This is a genomic window from Aquimarina rubra, assembly GCF_042684305.1.
In the GTDB taxonomy this organism is placed as follows: Bacteria; Bacteroidota; Bacteroidia; order Flavobacteriales; family Flavobacteriaceae; genus Aquimarina; species Aquimarina rubra.
Genome location: NZ_JBHULE010000035.1, coordinates 522,281 through 539,918 on the forward strand (window position 1 = coordinate 522,281; position 17,638 = coordinate 539,918).

17 protein-coding genes are annotated in these 17,638 nt (G+C 34.0%); 9 read left to right on the forward strand and 8 right to left on the reverse strand.

Going from position 1 to position 17,638, the window contains the following annotated elements:
* Nucleotides 1-480: 480 nt before the first annotated feature.
* The 5 genes from rpmB (at nucleotide 481) to ACFSR1_RS22115 (ending at nucleotide 3,934) form a co-directional block, all read left to right on the forward strand.
* Entirely contained in the window at nucleotides 481-720 is a 240-nt protein-coding gene (rpmB, locus tag ACFSR1_RS22095) for a 50S ribosomal protein L28 (RefSeq protein WP_118461811.1), read from the forward strand.
* A 24-nt stretch (nucleotides 721-744) separates the two neighbouring features.
* Complete coding sequence (gene rpmG, locus ACFSR1_RS22100) at nucleotides 745-927, forward strand: 50S ribosomal protein L33 (RefSeq protein ID WP_013868805.1); 183 nt, start codon at nucleotides 745-747, stop codon at nucleotides 925-927.
* A gap of 4 nt (nucleotides 928-931) precedes the next feature.
* Nucleotides 932-1,084 (forward strand): DUF4295 domain-containing protein, encoded by a 153-nt coding sequence (locus ACFSR1_RS22105; RefSeq protein ID WP_378295202.1) that lies wholly within the window; start codon nucleotides 932-934, stop codon nucleotides 1,082-1,084.
* A 124-nt stretch (nucleotides 1,085-1,208) separates the two neighbouring features.
* Nucleotides 1,209-2,162: a signal recognition particle-docking protein FtsY gene (ftsY, locus tag ACFSR1_RS22110; RefSeq protein WP_378295203.1), complete on the forward strand. Its 954-nt coding sequence runs from the start codon at nucleotides 1,209-1,211 to the stop codon at nucleotides 2,160-2,162.
* A gap of 101 nt (nucleotides 2,163-2,263) precedes the next feature.
* Nucleotides 2,264-3,934 (forward strand): amidase family protein, encoded by a 1,671-nt coding sequence (locus ACFSR1_RS22115; RefSeq protein WP_378295204.1) that lies wholly within the window; start codon nucleotides 2,264-2,266, stop codon nucleotides 3,932-3,934.
* A 79-nt stretch (nucleotides 3,935-4,013) separates the two neighbouring features.
* Here ACFSR1_RS22115 and ACFSR1_RS22120 read toward each other — a convergent pair whose 3' ends face one another.
* The 4 genes from ACFSR1_RS22120 to ACFSR1_RS22135 all read right to left on the reverse strand — a co-directional run bounded on the left by ACFSR1_RS22120 (nucleotide 4,014) and on the right by ACFSR1_RS22135 (nucleotide 8,461).
* Nucleotides 4,014-4,847, reverse strand: coding sequence for a M57 family metalloprotease (locus tag ACFSR1_RS22120; RefSeq protein ID WP_378295205.1), 834 nt, complete (start codon nucleotides 4,845-4,847; stop codon nucleotides 4,014-4,016).
* Between the two features lie 118 nt (nucleotides 4,848-4,965).
* Nucleotides 4,966-6,003 (reverse strand): zinc metalloprotease, encoded by a 1,038-nt coding sequence (locus ACFSR1_RS22125; protein ID WP_378295206.1) that lies wholly within the window; start codon nucleotides 6,001-6,003, stop codon nucleotides 4,966-4,968.
* A gap of 623 nt (nucleotides 6,004-6,626) precedes the next feature.
* Entirely contained in the window at nucleotides 6,627-7,346 is a 720-nt protein-coding gene (locus tag ACFSR1_RS22130; protein ID WP_378295207.1) for a hypothetical protein, read from the reverse strand.
* Between the two features lie 35 nt (nucleotides 7,347-7,381).
* Nucleotides 7,382-8,461 (reverse strand): hypothetical protein, encoded by a 1,080-nt coding sequence (locus ACFSR1_RS22135; protein WP_378295208.1) that lies wholly within the window; start codon nucleotides 8,459-8,461, stop codon nucleotides 7,382-7,384.
* Between the two features lie 112 nt (nucleotides 8,462-8,573).
* Here ACFSR1_RS22135 and ACFSR1_RS22140 point away from each other — a divergent pair, with 112 nt between their 5' ends.
* The 3 genes from ACFSR1_RS22140 to ACFSR1_RS22150 are packed head-to-tail and all read left to right on the forward strand — an operon-like array spanning nucleotide 8,574 to nucleotide 12,561.
* Nucleotides 8,574-9,092, forward strand: coding sequence for an RNA polymerase sigma factor (locus ACFSR1_RS22140; protein ID WP_378176928.1), 519 nt, complete (start codon nucleotides 8,574-8,576; stop codon nucleotides 9,090-9,092).
* Nucleotides 9,093-9,140: 48 nt separating this feature from the next.
* Nucleotides 9,141-10,052: a FecR family protein gene (locus ACFSR1_RS22145; protein ID WP_378295209.1), complete on the forward strand. Its 912-nt coding sequence runs from the start codon at nucleotides 9,141-9,143 to the stop codon at nucleotides 10,050-10,052.
* Nucleotides 10,012-12,561 (forward strand): TonB-dependent receptor plug domain-containing protein, encoded by a 2,550-nt coding sequence (locus ACFSR1_RS22150; protein WP_378295210.1) that lies wholly within the window; start codon nucleotides 10,012-10,014, stop codon nucleotides 12,559-12,561. The genes ACFSR1_RS22145 and ACFSR1_RS22150 overlap by 41 nt, the downstream gene beginning before the upstream one ends.
* 6 nt (nucleotides 12,562-12,567) lie before the next feature.
* Here ACFSR1_RS22150 and ACFSR1_RS22155 read toward each other — a convergent pair whose 3' ends face one another.
* Nucleotides 12,568-13,665 (reverse strand): serine hydrolase domain-containing protein, encoded by a 1,098-nt coding sequence (locus tag ACFSR1_RS22155; protein WP_378295211.1) that lies wholly within the window; start codon nucleotides 13,663-13,665, stop codon nucleotides 12,568-12,570.
* A gap of 140 nt (nucleotides 13,666-13,805) precedes the next feature.
* Between ACFSR1_RS22155 and rimO the strand changes: the two genes are divergently transcribed.
* Nucleotides 13,806-15,107, forward strand: coding sequence for a 30S ribosomal protein S12 methylthiotransferase RimO (rimO, locus tag ACFSR1_RS22160; RefSeq protein WP_378295212.1), 1,302 nt, complete (start codon nucleotides 13,806-13,808; stop codon nucleotides 15,105-15,107).
* Here the strand turns inward: rimO and ACFSR1_RS22165 are convergent.
* The 3 genes from ACFSR1_RS22165 to ACFSR1_RS22175 form a co-directional block, all read right to left on the reverse strand.
* Entirely contained in the window at nucleotides 15,104-15,607 is a 504-nt protein-coding gene (locus tag ACFSR1_RS22165; RefSeq protein ID WP_378295213.1) for a hypothetical protein, read from the reverse strand. The two genes, rimO and ACFSR1_RS22165, sit on opposite strands and share 4 nt — an antisense overlap.
* 615 nt (nucleotides 15,608-16,222) lie before the next feature.
* The gene (locus tag ACFSR1_RS22170) at nucleotides 16,223-16,852 is read right to left on the reverse strand and encodes an NAD(P)H-dependent oxidoreductase (protein WP_378295214.1); all 630 of its coding nucleotides are present in this window, start codon (nucleotides 16,850-16,852) and stop codon (nucleotides 16,223-16,225) included.
* Between the two features lie 12 nt (nucleotides 16,853-16,864).
* A complete protein-coding gene (locus ACFSR1_RS22175) occupies nucleotides 16,865-17,578 on the reverse strand; it encodes a pirin family protein (protein WP_378295215.1) in 714 nt (237 codons plus the stop codon).
* Nucleotides 17,579-17,638 lie beyond the last annotated feature (60 nt).

Sequence of the window (17,638 nt, forward strand, 5' to 3'; positions counted from 1 at the left end):
TTTAAAAATCAATTATTAGAAACAAGTATTTTAAGTTTTTTTTAGTAGGACAAAAGAAAGTTTGTAAGAATTTTAATTTATGGGCGATGATGACGAAGGTTTAAAAAAAAGCGGATCCTAAGATCCGCTTGTTTACTACTCAATTACCCCATATCAAGTAGTTAGTTACAGTTATGAAAACTAACTGGTGTAAAAGTAATTGGTATGTGTGAGATGTTATATAGGTATAAATACCTGTTTTAGCCTAAAAAACTTTAAACTCTTATATATTTATATGACTATAATACCTTTGCGAAGGTTTTTGAGAAGGTTATTTAATGGTAATCATATAGCTTCAAAGGCACTTGGTTTTAATGTTTACTATAGGATTAGAATAAAATTTTAAAAAAGAGCAAAAAATTACAAAACTATTATTGGTGGTTCGGTAAATAATTCGTTAATTTGCACCCTGTTTTGAAATAATACCAAAATCAAGAAGAGATGTCAAGAGTTTGCGAGCTTACAGGTAAAAAAGCGATGGTGGGAAATAACGTTTCTCATGCGATGAATAAAACAAAACGTAAATTCAACGCGAATTTAATAAAAAAGCGTTTTTATATTCCAGAAGAAGATCGTTGGGTAACACTTAAGGTGTCTACTGCTGCGTTAAAAAATATAAACAAAAACGGTATTGCTGCTGTTTTAAAAGAAGCAAGAGCTAAAGGTTTCTTAACAAAATAAATCAGCTTTTAAAAAGATACTATAATGGCAAAGAAAGGTAATAGAGTTCAGGTAATTTTAGAGTGTACAGAGCATAAAGCTTCTGGTCAACCAGGTACTTCTAGATATATTACAACAAAGAATAAGAAGAATACTCCTGATAGAATGGAAATAAAGAAATTTAATCCTATTCTTAAGAAAATGACTGTTCATAAAGAAATAAAATAAGAAAATGGCAAAGAAATCAGTAGCATCGTTACAGACAGGATCAAAGAGATTGACAAAAGCTATTAAAATGGTAAAATCTCCAAAAACAGGAGCATATACTTTTGTAGAGTCAATTGTGCAGCCTGATGCAGTAAATGACTTTTTTAACAAAAAGTAATTCGTAAGAAAATATTTTAAAAAGAAGCCGTTTCAATTTAATTGGAATGGCTCTTTCTTTTTATATTTATGGGATATTATGGTGAGTCCATAAGTTTAACTTATTAGCATTCTGAATATAACACATGAGTTTGTTTAAAAAAATATTCTCTTCTGAGAAAAAAGAAACCCTGGATAAAGGGTTAGAGAAATCCAAAACCAGCTTTTTTTCTAAATTAAGCAAAGCTGTTGCTGGTAAATCCAAAGTAGATGATGATGTACTGGATAACCTGGAAGAGGTTTTGGTAACAAGTGATGTAGGTGTTAAAACGACGATAAAAGTAATAGAAAGAATAGAGGATCGGGTTGCTAAGGATAAATACTTAGGTACCGAGGAGTTGAATCAAATTTTGCGAGAAGAGATTGCAGGGTTGCTTTCTGAAACTAACTCCGGTGAGGCTACCGACTTTGAGATTCCGAAAGATAAGAAGCCATACGTTTTGATGGTAGTAGGTGTTAATGGAGTGGGAAAAACTACAACAATCGGTAAGTTGGCTTATCAATTTAATAAAAAAGGATTAAAGGTGGTTTTGGGTGCAGCTGATACATTTAGAGCTGCTGCTATAGATCAATTGCAAGTTTGGGCTGACCGTGTAGATGTTCCGATTGTGAAGCAAGATATGGGTAGTGATCCGGCATCTGTGGCTTTTGACACTTTGCAATCCGGAGTGAATCAGGATGCAGATGTTATTATTATTGATACGGCAGGAAGATTACATAATAAAGTAAACTTAATGAATGAGTTGACAAAGGTGAAGCGTGTTATGCAGAAGGTTATCGGAGATGCTCCTCATGATGTTTTGTTGGTTTTAGATGGTTCTACAGGTCAGAATGCGTTTGAGCAAGCAAAACAATTTACTGCAGCAACAGAGGTAACTTCACTGGCGGTAACAAAACTGGATGGAACTGCAAAAGGAGGAGTTGTTATAGGGATAAGTGATCAATTTCAGATTCCAGTAAAATATATTGGAGTAGGCGAAGGGATTGAAGATCTTCAGGTGTTTAATAAATACGAATTTGTAGATTCTTTTTTTAAGTAGTATACTACTGTTACGAAATAGTTAAAAAGGTGTTGTGATCTAGTCATAGCGCCTTTTTTTTATATTTTCAGTTCTTAAAACATCTTCATAACAGTCATTCTATGAGAAAATTAGTATTTATTTTTATATCACTTTTGGTTTTGATTTCCTGTAAAAGAGAAAAACAAGAATCCAGAAAAGAGATACAATCTAAAGTAGTTTGGGAGCCTTATGATGAGTCTGAAGACTTAAAGGTTACAAGGAATCTTGATCAAGAAAGAATGCATTTGAAACTTGTAAATTCTAAAGTTTTAGATAAGAATGATATATGGAGATCCTTAGAATCGGAACTGGATTATTTTTCCGCAGAAGATTACAATAAGTTGAAGGAATTTATCATTGAAAAGGATATACCTGCTATTCAGCAAAGTGTAAAAGAAGGTAAGCTTTCATATGAAGAGTTGGTTAAGTTTTTTATTTATAGAATTAGAAAATATGAGAGTGATAATTCTTTATCTCTAAATGCAGTTATATCTTTAAATCCAAAAGTTGTAAAACAAGCAAGAGAATTGGATAAAGTGGATAAAAACACTATTGATGTTAATTCTGTCTTTGGAATACCAATTATGCTTAAGGATAATATTGGTACTAAAGATATGTTTACAACAGCAGGGGCTATTGTATTACAAGACAACAAAACGGATAATGCTTTTATAGTTCAGCGTTTATTAGATCAGAACGCATTGATTTTAGGTAAAGCAAACCTTAGTGAATGGGCGTATTTCCTTTGTGTTGGTTGTCCGGTTGGATATAGTGCAATTGGAGGTCAAACTCTAAATCCATATGGTAGAATGATTTTTGAAAGTGGCGGTTCAAGTTCTGGAAGTGGTGCTGTTGTTGCTGCAAATTTTTGTGTAGCAGCAGTTGGAACAGAAACGAGTGGTTCTATTCTGTCACCATCTAGTCAGAATTCTATTGTAGGATTGAAACCAACGATCGGTTTATTAAGTAGATCAGGGATAGTGCCAATTTCTAGTACGCTGGATACGCCTGGGCCTATGACAAAAAGTATTATCGATAATGCAATCTTGCTGAATGCTATGGTTGGTATGGATTCTAGTGACAGGGCTTCAGTATCTTCTAAGGTTGATTTTTTAGAATCAATAAAAGAATCAGTTATTAAAGGAAAGCGTTTTGGAGTTGTGAAATCGTTTTTAGAAGATTCTTTGTATGCTCAATCTGTAGATAAAATAAAGAAAGCAGGAGGAATAATGGTTATCGTAGAACCAGAGCAAGTGGCATTACCGGGTTTTCTTAGTATTTTGAATATGGATATGAAAAACGATCTTCCAGAATATATGAATTCATATGCAAGTAATAATATTACTGTTAAAACTGTTGAAGATATAATCGCTTTTAATTTGCAGGATAACCTCGTTAGAATTCCATATGGACAAGGTGTTTTTGAAGGAATTGTAAAGGATAGTACTGCCACAGAGGATCTTGAAAGAATAAAAGAGAACCTTAATACTACAGCCTGTAAGTTTTTTAATGATCAAATTGATAAACATAGCCTAGATGTAGTATTGTCAATAAATAACTATCATGCGGGTTATGCTGCTGTAGCTAAATACCCTGCTTTAACTGTGCCAATGGGGTATACTGATAACGGAGAGCCCAAGGGGCTTACTTTCATTGGTAAGCCTTTTACAGAATATCAATTACTGCAATTGGGACATGGATATGAATCAATATCAGAAGCACGTGAGATGCCAGAAAAATATTTGGAATAAGTCAATAAAAATAGCTACCGATTAGGTAGCTATTTAAATGTGTTTTAAAAACCGTATAAGTCTTTGGGAGTATAGTTTGTTAGTATACAGTTTGTAATGCTGTTCTGTCTCCAGAAGTAAAAGGACGATCGGTGCCGTTGCTACAGGCTAACATCCAAGAACCGTTTTCTGGTCCAGCTGGTGTTCCTGGAATGTAGATTGCGCCTACGCCAGCTTGTCCTTCGTCGGCTGTAGATCCACCACAGCTAAATGAGCGGTCTGAATAATCTGTATGACGGAATCCAATAGCATGTCCAATTTCGTGAGCAATAACGGTTGCAGCATCTGCTGGAATACCTCCTCTACGTGGATTGTAGATGTCAGAATTTAGTACAATTGGAGTAGCTGGATTTCCATTTGCATCAGGAAAACCTGCGCTTCTACCAAGGATAATACCGCCTCCTGGTACTCTTTTTAGTTTCTGTGCTAAAATATCAATATCAGCACCGGCACCGTTGGCTCTTTGGAAAGAGATGTCTAGGCCTAGAGAATTGTAACGGTTTAATGCGTCGTCAAAAGCGGCTTGCATAGTTGAATTGAATTTAGAATCCATATAAACCATAACCGTTCTTGGAGTGCTTACTACGTTTGTTGTTCTGTAGTGTTTGTTGTTTTCATTTCCAAAACCTACAGTTGGTAACATCTCTTCGATTTGTTTTTCTGTTAGAAAGATGTCTTCAACAGCGATACCTTGTTTCCCGTTAAAAGTGTCTTCAAACGCTGTTTCTGTGTCAAAGCCTAAAGTTTCTAGTTTGGCTTTTACTAATGGGTCAATTGATTGTATTTCTTCTGTTGAATCAGATTCACAAGAAATAAACAAAGAAGCTGTTAGTAACGCAGCTCCGAACATTGGTAATAGTCTACCTTTTTTCATAAGTTGAGTGTTTTTTGAGTTAAATAAAATAGATGTACAACAAGATCTTGAAAAGACTTGTCGAAAAAATGTATAAAAAAACGCATCTATATGAAATAGATGCGTTTGTGTAGTATGTTTAATTTGCTAAAGATTCTCTGGCGCCACCAGCTTCTAGCACAGCTCTCATTCTAAGTTTTTGACCATTAGAAAACATGTACATGCATGCGTCATCTACATAATCCATATAGTTCATAGTCATATCAGTAGATTTACAATGAGTCGTTGGGTACGCTGGGCATCCATAGTTTGCTCTGTCTGAAGATGGAGTGTCAATTACGAAATCATCTTGTCTACAACGACCATCGCCCCAAATGTGTCTTAGGTTTAGGTAGTGTCCTACTTCGTGAGTGGTGGTTCTACCGCCATCAAAAGGAGCGGCAACATAGCCTTGTGTTCCAAAATACTGAGGAGCGATTACTACTCCGTCTGTGTCTGGACTTCCTCCTGGAAATTGTGCGTATCCTAGGATTCCGCCACCGATATTACAAACCCACATGTTTAAATAATTTGCAGGATCTATTGGGTCAACGCCACCTTGACTTGATTTTTTCATATCGTCTCTGGTTCCCCAGGAAGTTCTTGAAGAAAAAGTTCTGGTAACTCCGGCAAGCGTAAAGTTGATCTGAGTATCAGCAGCTCTATCTGCAAATTCATTAGGAATTTGATTAGCATCAGAGTTTGTCATTCTAAAGTCTTTGTTTAGAACTGCCATCTGCGAATTGATTTGAGCGTCACTAATATTCTCTTGGCTTGTGTTGTAGATTACATGAACATATACTGGAATATTAACTACAGGAAAATCAGTTGCTGGTTCATCACCACCTCCGCCGCCGTTTCCGCCGCCACCGTTTCCATTTCCGTTTCCTGGTCTTTTGGAGTCAACAAAACGTTTAGTTTTGGATTCGATTGCAGCTAATTTGTTAGCAAGTTCAGGATTTTCTTCTAGTTGTTTTTTTAGGTTGTAATCAGAATGACAAGCTCTAGCTTTTCCTGTGATTTCCCCGTTTTCTTTGATGATTTGTTGTTGTGTTATCTCTTGTTCAGAAATTTCATCTTTAGAACAAGCCGTTACGATTAGTGCAAGGGCTGCAAAGCCCACAAATACTTTTTTCATAAAAAAATATAAATTGAGTTAAATGATTCGCTCAAATGTAATTAAAAGAATATTAAATACGCAAAATATTTTATAAAAACTTGCGATTTTTTTAAGTAAATATATTGGTTGTTTTGATTTAACTTATTAATAATTAGTATTTTATGCTATAATAAATAAAGTAGTACTTTTACTACTAAAAATAAGTTAACAAAAAAGGAGAGGTCCTTTTGGGACATCTCCTTTTTACCAAAATAAAGATATAATTGAAACCTCTGCAGTGATAGAGAAATTGGTCTTACGTATGAAAAATTAATGCTATTCTCAGAGATTTCGGATGGTTGAATACTTACTACAGATTCAACTCAATTTTCCCCAACTTATTTGTTGGTAGTTTATAATTTTACGGTTATTAAAAATAATGAGGTGCAATAGATAACTATAAAGCCTCCATATACTAAGATCTGATGTTTTTCTACTAAATTTAATATTGACATAGGGTAGTGATATTTGTTAGGTTTAATTCAGTGAGTATCTACTTGTAATCAATAATCCTCTAATAAATTATTTGATGTAAAAGTTACGCGTCTTGTGATGTGTCAATTCTATAATAGTTTAGTGTTTTTTATTATTTATACTCTTTTCTACGAGTCTTCATCATCTTGATCATCCTCGATACAGAATTCTGTGAACATTGCCCAGCTATTTCCAGGGAAATCATTTCCGGCAGCCCAAGCTGTTTCTTCACCACAATAATCATCATTGTCTGATTTTGTAGTCTTAGTGTCTTCATCATCCGTGTCATCATCATTGTCTTCATCTTCACAATCTCCGCAGTCAACTTCGGCGTGAGCAGCAAGACAAAAACATGTTCCGATATCTGCTAATGGAATTGTATACGTAAATTCACTTACACCATCACCGTGCTCAGTTTTATAAGGAAATTTACCTATTTTAGGATTTCCTTTTTTAGTTGTTGGTAGGTCTTCGCAATTACCTACATATAAGTGTGTTGCTTTTAGCGTCCAGCTACCGGTGTTTGTAGATGTGTTTAAGCGACTTTCAGTCTCGTCTTCTTGAGAGCAATTGGTTTTATAGGTAACATAAAGGTTTGTCTCGTCGGCAGTAACTTCTACTGTACCTGCTAGGTGGTGTTGTCCTGCCATAAGATCCATACTAAAAGGAAGGACTTCGCCATTTTCTGAAACAGTTAAAGATTTTATATTTATTCCTGTTTCTATTTCTTTTGTTTCATCAAATGAATTTAATGCTTCGTTTTCGCAACTTGATAAAAATAACGTGGTTAACGAAATAAAGATTAGCGATAAAACTGAGGTGATTTTAATTTTAAAGTAGTTTGTCATAATAGTTAATTTGTGTGTTATTTTGAGGTTTTTATTTAAGCCCTGTCAAAGAATAATTCATCGTTACTAATACCATCTCCATCTCTGTCATCAAGCATGATTCTATTCTCTTTTATTTTTTTGACATTCCAATTGTTGTTCAGCTTGTTTAAAGGAGCTTCAGTTCCAAAATCCAGTATAGCTTCTAGTCCACCATCAGCTCTGGTACGCACGGACCAGGTACCGTTGGTGATTTCATTGTTGCTATCATCACCGTCGTTGTCTTCTAATGTGATGATTACAGTGCCATCTTCTGAAAAATCAAAAGTGTAGTTTCTGTAATTATTGGTTTCGTTGCTTTGGTTGTCTTTATATTTTTGAACTTCTAGTAACTGACTTGTTATAACTCGTGTAAAACGTTCTTCGCCTAAATCATTTTCATCGCAATCGTCTATGGCGTCTTCAATTGTTTCTTCAAGATCATCAAGGCTATTGATAAGAATTTCTGAACCATCAGAAAGAATTACAGTGATAGGGAATCCGATATTTACTATATCATCTTCATCTAGATCCTCAATAAAATTGTATAATTCTTGATCACTAGTAAAAGTGATCGTTTCTAGTAATTCACTATTTTCGTTAAATACCGATACTGAAAAAGGGTATTGAAAGTCTATACATTCGATATCATCGTCCTCATCTTCTTCATCTTCCTCACAATCTTCTATCAATGTTTCTAATTGATTTTCATTTTCTATAATCATTTCAGAAAAATCACTAAAAATTATCGTGATCGGAAAAATAAATTCTAAATTATCAATATCATTTTCGAATTCGTCAAAAATGTCCTCTATAAGTACGAAGTCATCTTCGCTGTCGATCGTTACATCAATCCCATTAACATTTAGCATAACAGGTAATGCTACATCAAAACAGCTGGTGCCATCAAGAATATTATCACCTGATCCATCATTCATGGCTGTTTTGAGCATTAGATCAGCAACTTTTGAATTTGCAGCAAGTGTTCGATCCTGTGGTGCTCCAATTTCTTCATCAAGTTCTGTTCTGCATGACGAGGTTAGGACGAACATAGAGATCGTTAAATAAAGTAGTAAAGAGTTGATTTGTGTTTTCATGATATTTTGGGTGCTAATAAGTCGGTCTTGTAGATACTAAAACAACTAACTTCTAAAAACTCCTTTTATTTTTTTGCTTTTTTCTACATTTACCTTCAAATCTTCTTTGCGTATGTCAAAAGAATTACAGGAAAATGTTTGTGATGAAAAGGTGTTTTCGATGATATATCGAAAGTACTCTAAGGACATATATAATTTTTTATACTATAAATATGGAGAGACTTTAGAGCCTAACGATAAGATGCAGGATGTTTTTATCAAACTATTGTCTAACTGTAAGGAGGTCTCACCTCAAAAAGCAAAAGGTTTTTTATTTAAAGTGGCAAAAAATATGATGCTCAATGCAATCAAACATCAAAAGGTAGTACTTAAGCATAGAGAGATAAAACCAAAAGATTACACCAATGAATCACCAGAATTTATTTTAGAACAACAACAGTTTTTGCAAAGGTATCAGGAGGCATTAAGTAGATTAACAGATGATCAACGTACTGCTTTTTTATTAAATAAAGTAGAAGGAAAAAAACATGAAGAAATTGCCGAGATGCTGGGAATTACCAGAAAAGCTGCAGAAAATAGAATATATGCGGCGTATAAAAAGCTAAAAAACGAAATAGAAGGATTTAAATAAAGGAGTTTTTAGAAGTTAGTTGTTATATATATAGACCCAAAAGTAAAAATGGATAAAGAATATCTAATAAGGAAATGGTTAGCAGAAGAACTAACCGACCCAGAACTTGAGGCTTTTAAGAAATTGGATGATTATCACATGCATACCAAAATTCTTGAAGGTGCTCAGTACTTTAGGGCCTCAGATGTTTCAGAAATAGCAGATGTTGATGAAATATATGCTAAAATGAATTATCCTTTTGAAACAGTTTCTAAAAAAAGAAATTGGTACCAACCGCTATTTAAAATTGCTGCGGCCCTAGTTGTGCTGATTGGTATAACGTTCTTTTTCTTTACAAATAGCGATAGTGCATTCAAAACAATGGCAAGTGAGAAACGAAGTTTTGAACTTCCGGATCAGTCTGAAGTAGTTATTAATTCAAAATCAGAGATTTTCTTTAATGAAAATACCTGGAATGATAAAAGAGAAGTAAATCTGGATGGAGAAGCATTTTTTAAAGTAAAAAAAGGTTCTGCCTTTGATGTGATCACAAAAGATGGTAAAGTTACCGTTTTAGGTACTCAGTTTAATGTAAAAAATAGGGATAACTATTTTGAAGTTAAATGTTTTGAAGGCCTCGTAAAAGTTAAAACTTTAAAGCACGACCAAAACCTACCAGCGGGAAGTGCTTTGAAAATCATAGATGGAAAGATTACTTTTGAAACTATCGATCTGAACCGTCCCCAATGGTTAAGTAATATCAGTAGTTTTAAAAGTATTCCATTCTATGAAGTCATAAATGAGTTCGAAAGACAATATGGCGTGCGCATTATTGTTAAAGATGTTGATACAAAAAGACTATTTACAGGAGGTTTTATACATAATGATATGGAAGATGGGTTAAAATCTATAACTTTACCCTTAGATTTGACTTATACTATTGAAACTTCAAACAATATCATACTACGCACCAAAGAATAATAGAATTGGAAGAGAGATTCTCATATTCCTACTGTTTGCTACTATTTTTTTTCCGGTAAATGCCCAAAATACTGAGGTAAAAGAACCCTTGCCCTTGATCGATGTTTTAACACAGATCGAAACAAAATTTTCTTATCAATTTACATATGCAGACGATACGATAAAGGATATTTTTGTTTCGGCTGTTCCAAAAGATGTGTCTTTTGATCAGGTTTTGGATTTTCTAAGGAAAGAAACAGGGCTTAAATTTACCGTTGTTAACGATACTTTTATTGCTATTAATAAAGGGAATCAGTCTTTCTTTATTTGCGGATTCATCAAAGAATTGAACAAAGAACAAGCACTTTCTGGAGTAACGATAAGAGGAAAAAAAACATCTACCATAAGTAATGAAAAAGGGTACTTTGAATTAGAAGTTTTTGATAGAAAAGAAATTGTAATCATTAGTCACTTAGGTTTTAGAACTATTTCCAGAATAATCAGCTCCTTTGTTGGAGACACTTGTACACCTATTTACTTAACACCAAAAACTGAAATTTTAGCAGAGGTAATTCTAAAGAATTACTTAACAAAAGGGATTAATAAAACGGATGATGGTGCTTTTCAGATTGACTATGATGAATTTGGGATTTTACCGGGTTTGATTGAAGCCGATGTACTACAAACGATACAGGCGCTTCCGGGTATCCAAAGTGCAGATGAGACGGTTTCCAATATAAATATACGCGGTGGTACACACGATCAAAATCTAATTCTTTGGGATGGAATTAAAATGTATCAATCCGGACATTTTTTCGGTCTTATTTCAATTTTTAATCCATCTATTACACGAAAAGCAACTGTAATTAAAAATGGAACAGATGTAGAATATGCAGACGGTATTTCAGGGACAATTTTAATGAATACAGATACTCGGATTAATTCAGATTTTAAGAGTACGATTGGAGTTAATCTCATAAATGCCGACATATTCGCAGATATTCCTGTAGGTAAAAAATCATCTGTACAAGTTTCTGCAAGAAAAGCGATAAATGAATTTTTAGAAACGCCAACGTATGAGCAATACTTTGATAGAATCTCTCAGGATAGTGAGATTGGTGACAATAATGAGACAGATATAGGATTTGACTTTTATGATATTAATCTGCGATGGAACTGGAAGATCTCAGAAAAGGACTTCGTAAGAATCAACTTTCTAGGAATTAGTAATGAATTGGTATTTACTGAAAATGCTACCATAAACTCAGTGAATACTTCCAGACAAAGTAGTCTAAATCAGAATAGTATAGCAGGTGGAATTTGGTATCAGAGAAACTGGAATGATAAGTTTACAACTACTTTACAAGTTTATGAAACAGACTATACGCTGAAATCTGAGAATGCTGACCTACAGAATCAGCAAAGATTTTTACAAGAGAATATTGTATCTGAGACAGGTGTAAAACTTAATACTCGCTATGTATTAAAAGATCATATTACCTGGCTTAATGGTTATCAACTTATGGAAACCGGAGTGTCTAATCTTAATGATATTGATAATCCTGTTTTTCGAAGAAATCGAGTGAGAGTCATAAGAAATCATAGTGTATTTTCACAAATTGGTTATAAAGGAAGAAACATACGTAATTCGGTTAATGTCGGAATTCGATATAGTTTTAATGAGAAATTCAATACCCATATTATTGAACCAAGATTTAGCTATAATCAGAAGTTTCTAAATTATTTTAATTTTGAAATATTAGGAGAATTCAAACATCAGAATACGTCCCAAATTATTAATTTTCAAAATGATTTTCTAGGTATAGAAAAACGGAGGTGGGTTTTAGCGAATGATGAAGATATTCCTGTGATTAAAGGCAAGCAAGTTTCTGCAGGATTACAATACAATCGAAAAGGATGGCTGATCAGTTCTGAAGGATACCATAAAATTGTAGAAGGAATAACTGCACGAAGCCAAGGATTTCAGAATCAATACGAATTTGTAACAGCAATCGGTGAATATACAGTTACGGGTGTAGATTTTCTTGTGAATAAAAGATTTAGAAATCTAAGTTCCTGGTTGGGATATTCATATGCAAATAACCAATATACTTTTGAAGCTTTTGAGGAGAATCGGTTTCCGAATAATATAGACATAACGCATTCATTCAATTTGGGAGTAGCATATACTATTAAAGACTTAAAAGTATCTGCAGGTTTAAATTGGCATTCTGGTTTGCCTACTACAAGACCCGAGTTCCAGAATGAAGTATCAAACAACGAAATTAATTATAACCCTGCTAACAGTAGTAGACTTCCTGAATATATGCGATTGGATATCTCTGCTACTTATGATTTTGAACTTACTAAAAAGTTAAAGTGTCACGCGGGTATTTCTGTTTGGAATTTTTCTGACAGGAATAATACCATTAGTAACTATTACCGGATCGATCAAGATAATCAGCCTAAAGAAATAGTCAATTCTTCTCTAGGGATCACTCCTAATGCAACTTTTAGAGTATCTTTTTAATATTTTTTAGTCTATTAATGCATTTATTCTAATCCATAATTCATTATCAAAACTTGAGGGTCCCAATAAAGCTTCACCAGTATCGCCTCCCATTCTAACAATTACCAAATTTTGACTAGGAACTACGTATAGTTTTTGATCATCTTTGCCCAGGCCGGCAATAAGATCATCCGGACCATCCGGCATTAATTCTCCAGAGAATTCAGTTTCGAAAGCTGGTGCTCTAAAACTTGATTTACCATTTAACCACCATAAATATCCGTAAGATTGATTCAGGTTTTGTGAAGTAGTAGTCATTTCGCTAAAGTAATTTTGATCTGTAAGGATTTCAGTGGTATCCCATGTTCCTTTATTGAGGTTTAGGAGACCAAAACGAGCCATACTTCGGGCTGTGCTGTAGTAAATGTTTGCATATCCAAGACTCACCCAAGTGCCATTCATTCCAATTCTATCCTTTAGTTTGGTGTCAAAATAAGTACTGTAATCTGTATTAACGGCTCCAGCTACAATATCAGTAAGTAAGGTGTAGGCAGCATTATGATAATACCAAAAATCACCTGCTTCGTTAAGATACGTTAGACAGTCAAAATCAGTGCAATTTTGATTCGATACGTTGTAATTTAGACCAGTAGTCATCGTTAAATGGTTTCTCACAGTGATTGCTTGTTCTTGATTGTTGGTAATATCTGCCCATTGTGTTCCTAAATATGTTGCAGAAGGTTCGTTGATATTCAATAGACCTTCTTGTTGCGCTATGCCTACAGTAAATGCAGTTAACGTCTTTCCGGCAGAGTACCAAGGATTGTTGTCTGAAGCTGAGCCTCCATTAAAATATTTTTCAATGACAATTTTTCCATTTTTGAGGATTATAAAAGCTTTGGTGTCTTTTTCCTCAAGAAAATTATAAAGAGGTGCTGCTGCATCAGCATTCCATCCCAAATCAGCAATTGTTATGGTTTCCCATTCCTCAGAATTTATAGGCGGGAAATACATGCTGTTTTGATCAGGATTCGGTTCTTCAATAAAAAGTTCATTAGAGTCATCAGAACAGGAAAAGATAAAACCAAGAATTAGGAATACAAGAGGAGTCATTTTGTTTTTCATATGTTGGGGTTTGCATAGATTAAGACTATGCAATATACAAAAGGTTTAAAAGACTTATTTCTTAAAGCCTAGAGTTATTGGTAATTATATGCTAAACTTTAGTTATTCATTGTATCTTTGCAAACCTTTATTCAGAAGATATGAGAACAAAGACTTTAAAGAAGAATAAGATCAATGTGGTTACATTGGGATGTAGTAAGAACGTATATGATAGTGAGGTTCTTATGGGACAACTGAAGGCCAATAACAAAGAAGTGGTACATGAAGAAGAAGGAAATGTTGTGGTCATTAATACCTGTGGTTTTATTGCAAATGCAAAAGAAGAGTCAGTAAATACTATTTTGGAGTATGTGCAGAAAAAGGATCAGGGTATTGTAGATAAGGTTTTTGTTACAGGATGTTTATCTGAAAGATATAAGCCGGATTTGCAAAAGGAAATTCCAGATGTGGATCAATATTTTGGAACTACAGAACTTCCTGGATTACTGAAGGCTTTGGGAGCAGATTATAAACACGAACTCATTGGAGAAAGATTAACGACGACACCTAAAAACTATGCTTATTTAAAAATAGCTGAAGGTTGTGATCGTCCTTGTTCTTTTTGTGCAATACCATTGATGAGAGGTAAACATAAGTCAACTCCAATTGAAGAGTTGGTTACAGAGGCAGAAAAGTTAGCTGCTGACGGAGTAAAAGAGTTAGTTTTAATTGCTCAGGATCTCACATATTATGGTTTAGATCTTTATAAAGAAAGAAAATTAGCAGATTTACTTCGGGAATTGGTTAAGGTTGACGGAATAGAATGGATACGTTTGCATTATGCATTTCCAACAGGATTTCCGATGGAAGTTTTAGAAGTAATGAAGCAAGAACCTAAAATTTGTAATTATATCGATATCCCATTGCAGCATATTGCAGATCCAATTTTAAAATCGATGCGTCGTGGTACAACTAAGGCTAAAACGACTAAACTTCTTAAGGAGTTTAGAGCAGCAGTGCCGGAAATGACAATTCGTACTACATTAATTGTTGGATATCCAGGTGAGACACAAGAAGATTTTGAAACATTAAGAGATTGGGTAAAAGAAATGCGTTTCGAACGTCTTGGATGTTTTACATATTCTCATGAGGAGAACACACATGCTTACAATTTGGAAGACGATGTGCCGGAGGAGGTGAAAATGGATCGTGCTAACGAGATTATGGAGATACAGTCACAAATCTCCTGGGAATTAAACCAACAGAAAATAGGGCAGGAGTTTAAAGTGGTAATTGATCGTAAAGAAGGACCGTATTTTGTGGGTAGAACCGAGTTTGACTCCCCAGATGTGGACAATGAAGTACTTATAGATGCGTCTAAATTTTATCTTAAAACTGGAGAATATACTACCGTGAAAATATATGAAGCTGAAGATTTTGATCTGTATGGAGAGGTTGTCTAATTTTCTGTAATGGGTTTATAATCACCATCAAATACTATTTTCCAGGTTTTACCCTGATCGGTACTTTGTGACCAGATTTGTCTAACCGTATTATCAGCGTTTTTTTGCCAAGATATTTTATTGGATAGTGATCCTTTTTTAGTACTGATATTATTTTGAAGAATCATCTTTCCATCCATAAGGTTCCCCTGAATATGTAATGTTAGTCCAGAGTTATCTACCCAAAATTGTTCCCATTGATCAGTTCTTGGGTTGTATTTGTTTAAGCTAGTTCCGTGATATTTGGATGTGGTAGCGTGATAGGTTTCTTTGATAACTTTATTGTCAATAATAGCTTCAATTGTGCTTTTACCAACAATAGTATCGGTTCCGTGTTTATAGACATTCCATTCTCCAATCCAAAAATCAAATTCCGAGTATTTATGATCCTTATTTTTTTGAGCTGACACATTGGTGATCACCAAAAGTAATAGCAAAAAATGTATGCCGAATTTAATCATTTAAGATATGGTTTTGGGATTGTCTAATACTTAAAGATAAAAAAAATCGAGGATTAAGATTATCCTCGATTTTGCTGCGTCTTACTCTTCTAGATTTTTTGGCTAATTCTATATATAAGAGAACATTATGTCATTATTTTATTATGGGGACAAAGTTTTATGTTAAACGCATTTTTTTTCATTTAATTTTATTCGGGCGCAAAAGTATTCAAAAAAGGGATACGAAAACTCAATTTTTGAGCTAGTATCTTTGCATTTTTTTAATCAACAAGAAGATAACGTTACCATTTTCGTAATGTCGAAAAGACAGGGGTTGAGAGATTAATAGGATAATAGAAAAATGAGTTGTCTGAATGTATTATTTTTTGATTTTTATTGAAATATATTCAATGCTTTTTTTCTTCAAAAAACATCAAACTTAACAATTTGATAACATTAGAGTGTTAAGATCAATCTTAGCTATTTTATCCTTGATAATAAATAAAAATAGTTGATGAAAAAGCAATAAGTGGGTTTTGGTACCTTGCTAGTTCTATTGATGATATATTTGGGGCATACAAAAAAAGGCTTGAGTTTTTAACCTCAAACCTCTATTTCCATAGTCCGATAAATTAACTAAATAGTTTCAAACAACTTACTAAAAGGCTTACGAACTTTTTTGTTGTGCTGCGTTGCATCTTCTTCTGAGCGATATCCGATGGTAGCGATAACTGCAGCAGATAGTCCTTTTTCTGATAGTCCTAAAATTTCATCATATCCTTCGGGTTCAAAACCTTCCATCGGACAAGCGTCAATCTGCAATTCTGCGCAGGCTGCCAGCAGATTCCCTAATCCTATGTATGTTTGTTTTGCTGTCCAGGCTTTTGTGGTTTCATCAGAAAGCGTAGTAACTTTAGATTTCATAAAATCACCATAACCTTTTAAATCATCAAAATTCAATTCTTGAATGCCTGCTTTTAATTTTAGATAGTCATCGATCACGTGTTCATCCACTTTTGTATAATTACAAAATACAATCAATTGAGAGGCATCTACGATTTGAGATTGGCCCCAGGATTTTGGTTGTAATCTTTTTCGAATTTCCAGATCTTCTATAATTAAAACTTTATAAGCCTGTAATCCATAAGATGAGGCAGATAAAGAAATTGCTTTTTTGATTTTTTCCAGATCGGATTCAGATATCTTCTTTTCTGAATCAAATTTTTTGGTAGCGTAACGCCATTCCAGATTTTTTAATAGTTGCATTTGTGTATAATTTTATTGTGTTATCGGAACCTCCATTAATAATATTTTTGAAGGCTCATTTGAGGTAAATTTAATTTGCTCAACATCCCAGATGCCTAATCCATCTCTTTTTTCCAGCACTTTGTCTTCGATAGAAATGCTACCTTCTAATACAAAAGCATACACACCATTTTTTTTATCCTTTAACGTATAGGTTTGTGTGTTTTGGGATTCTAGTTTTCCGAGATGAAACCAAGCATCCTGATGAATCCAAACACCATCGTCATCTTTGTTAGGAGATAGAATTTGATACAGATTGTTTTCTAAATTTTCCTCATCAATACTGATCTGGTCATATCTTGGGGCTACATTTTTTTTATTTGGTGTTACCCAAATTTGTAAAAACTTAACTTCTTTATCGGTGTTTTTATTAAACTCACTGTGAAAAACACCAGTTCCTGCACTCATAACTTGTATATCTCCTTGTTTGATAACCGTGATGTTACCCATACTATCTTTATGTTCTAAATCTCCTTCTAGAGGGATAGATACAATTTCCATGTTATCATGAGGGTGTTTACCAAACCCCATTCCCGCAGAAACTGTATCATCGTTCAGCACTCTTAAGGCTCCAAAACTCATTCTTTCAGGATTGTAGTAATTTCCAAAACTAAAAGAATGGTATGAGTTTAACCATCCAAAATTTGCAGTTCCCCTGCTATCTGATGTGTGCAATATAGTTTTCATAATATTCCTTTCTTTATATTTGAATACAAAGTTCTGGTATTATATGATGGTCTGAAATGT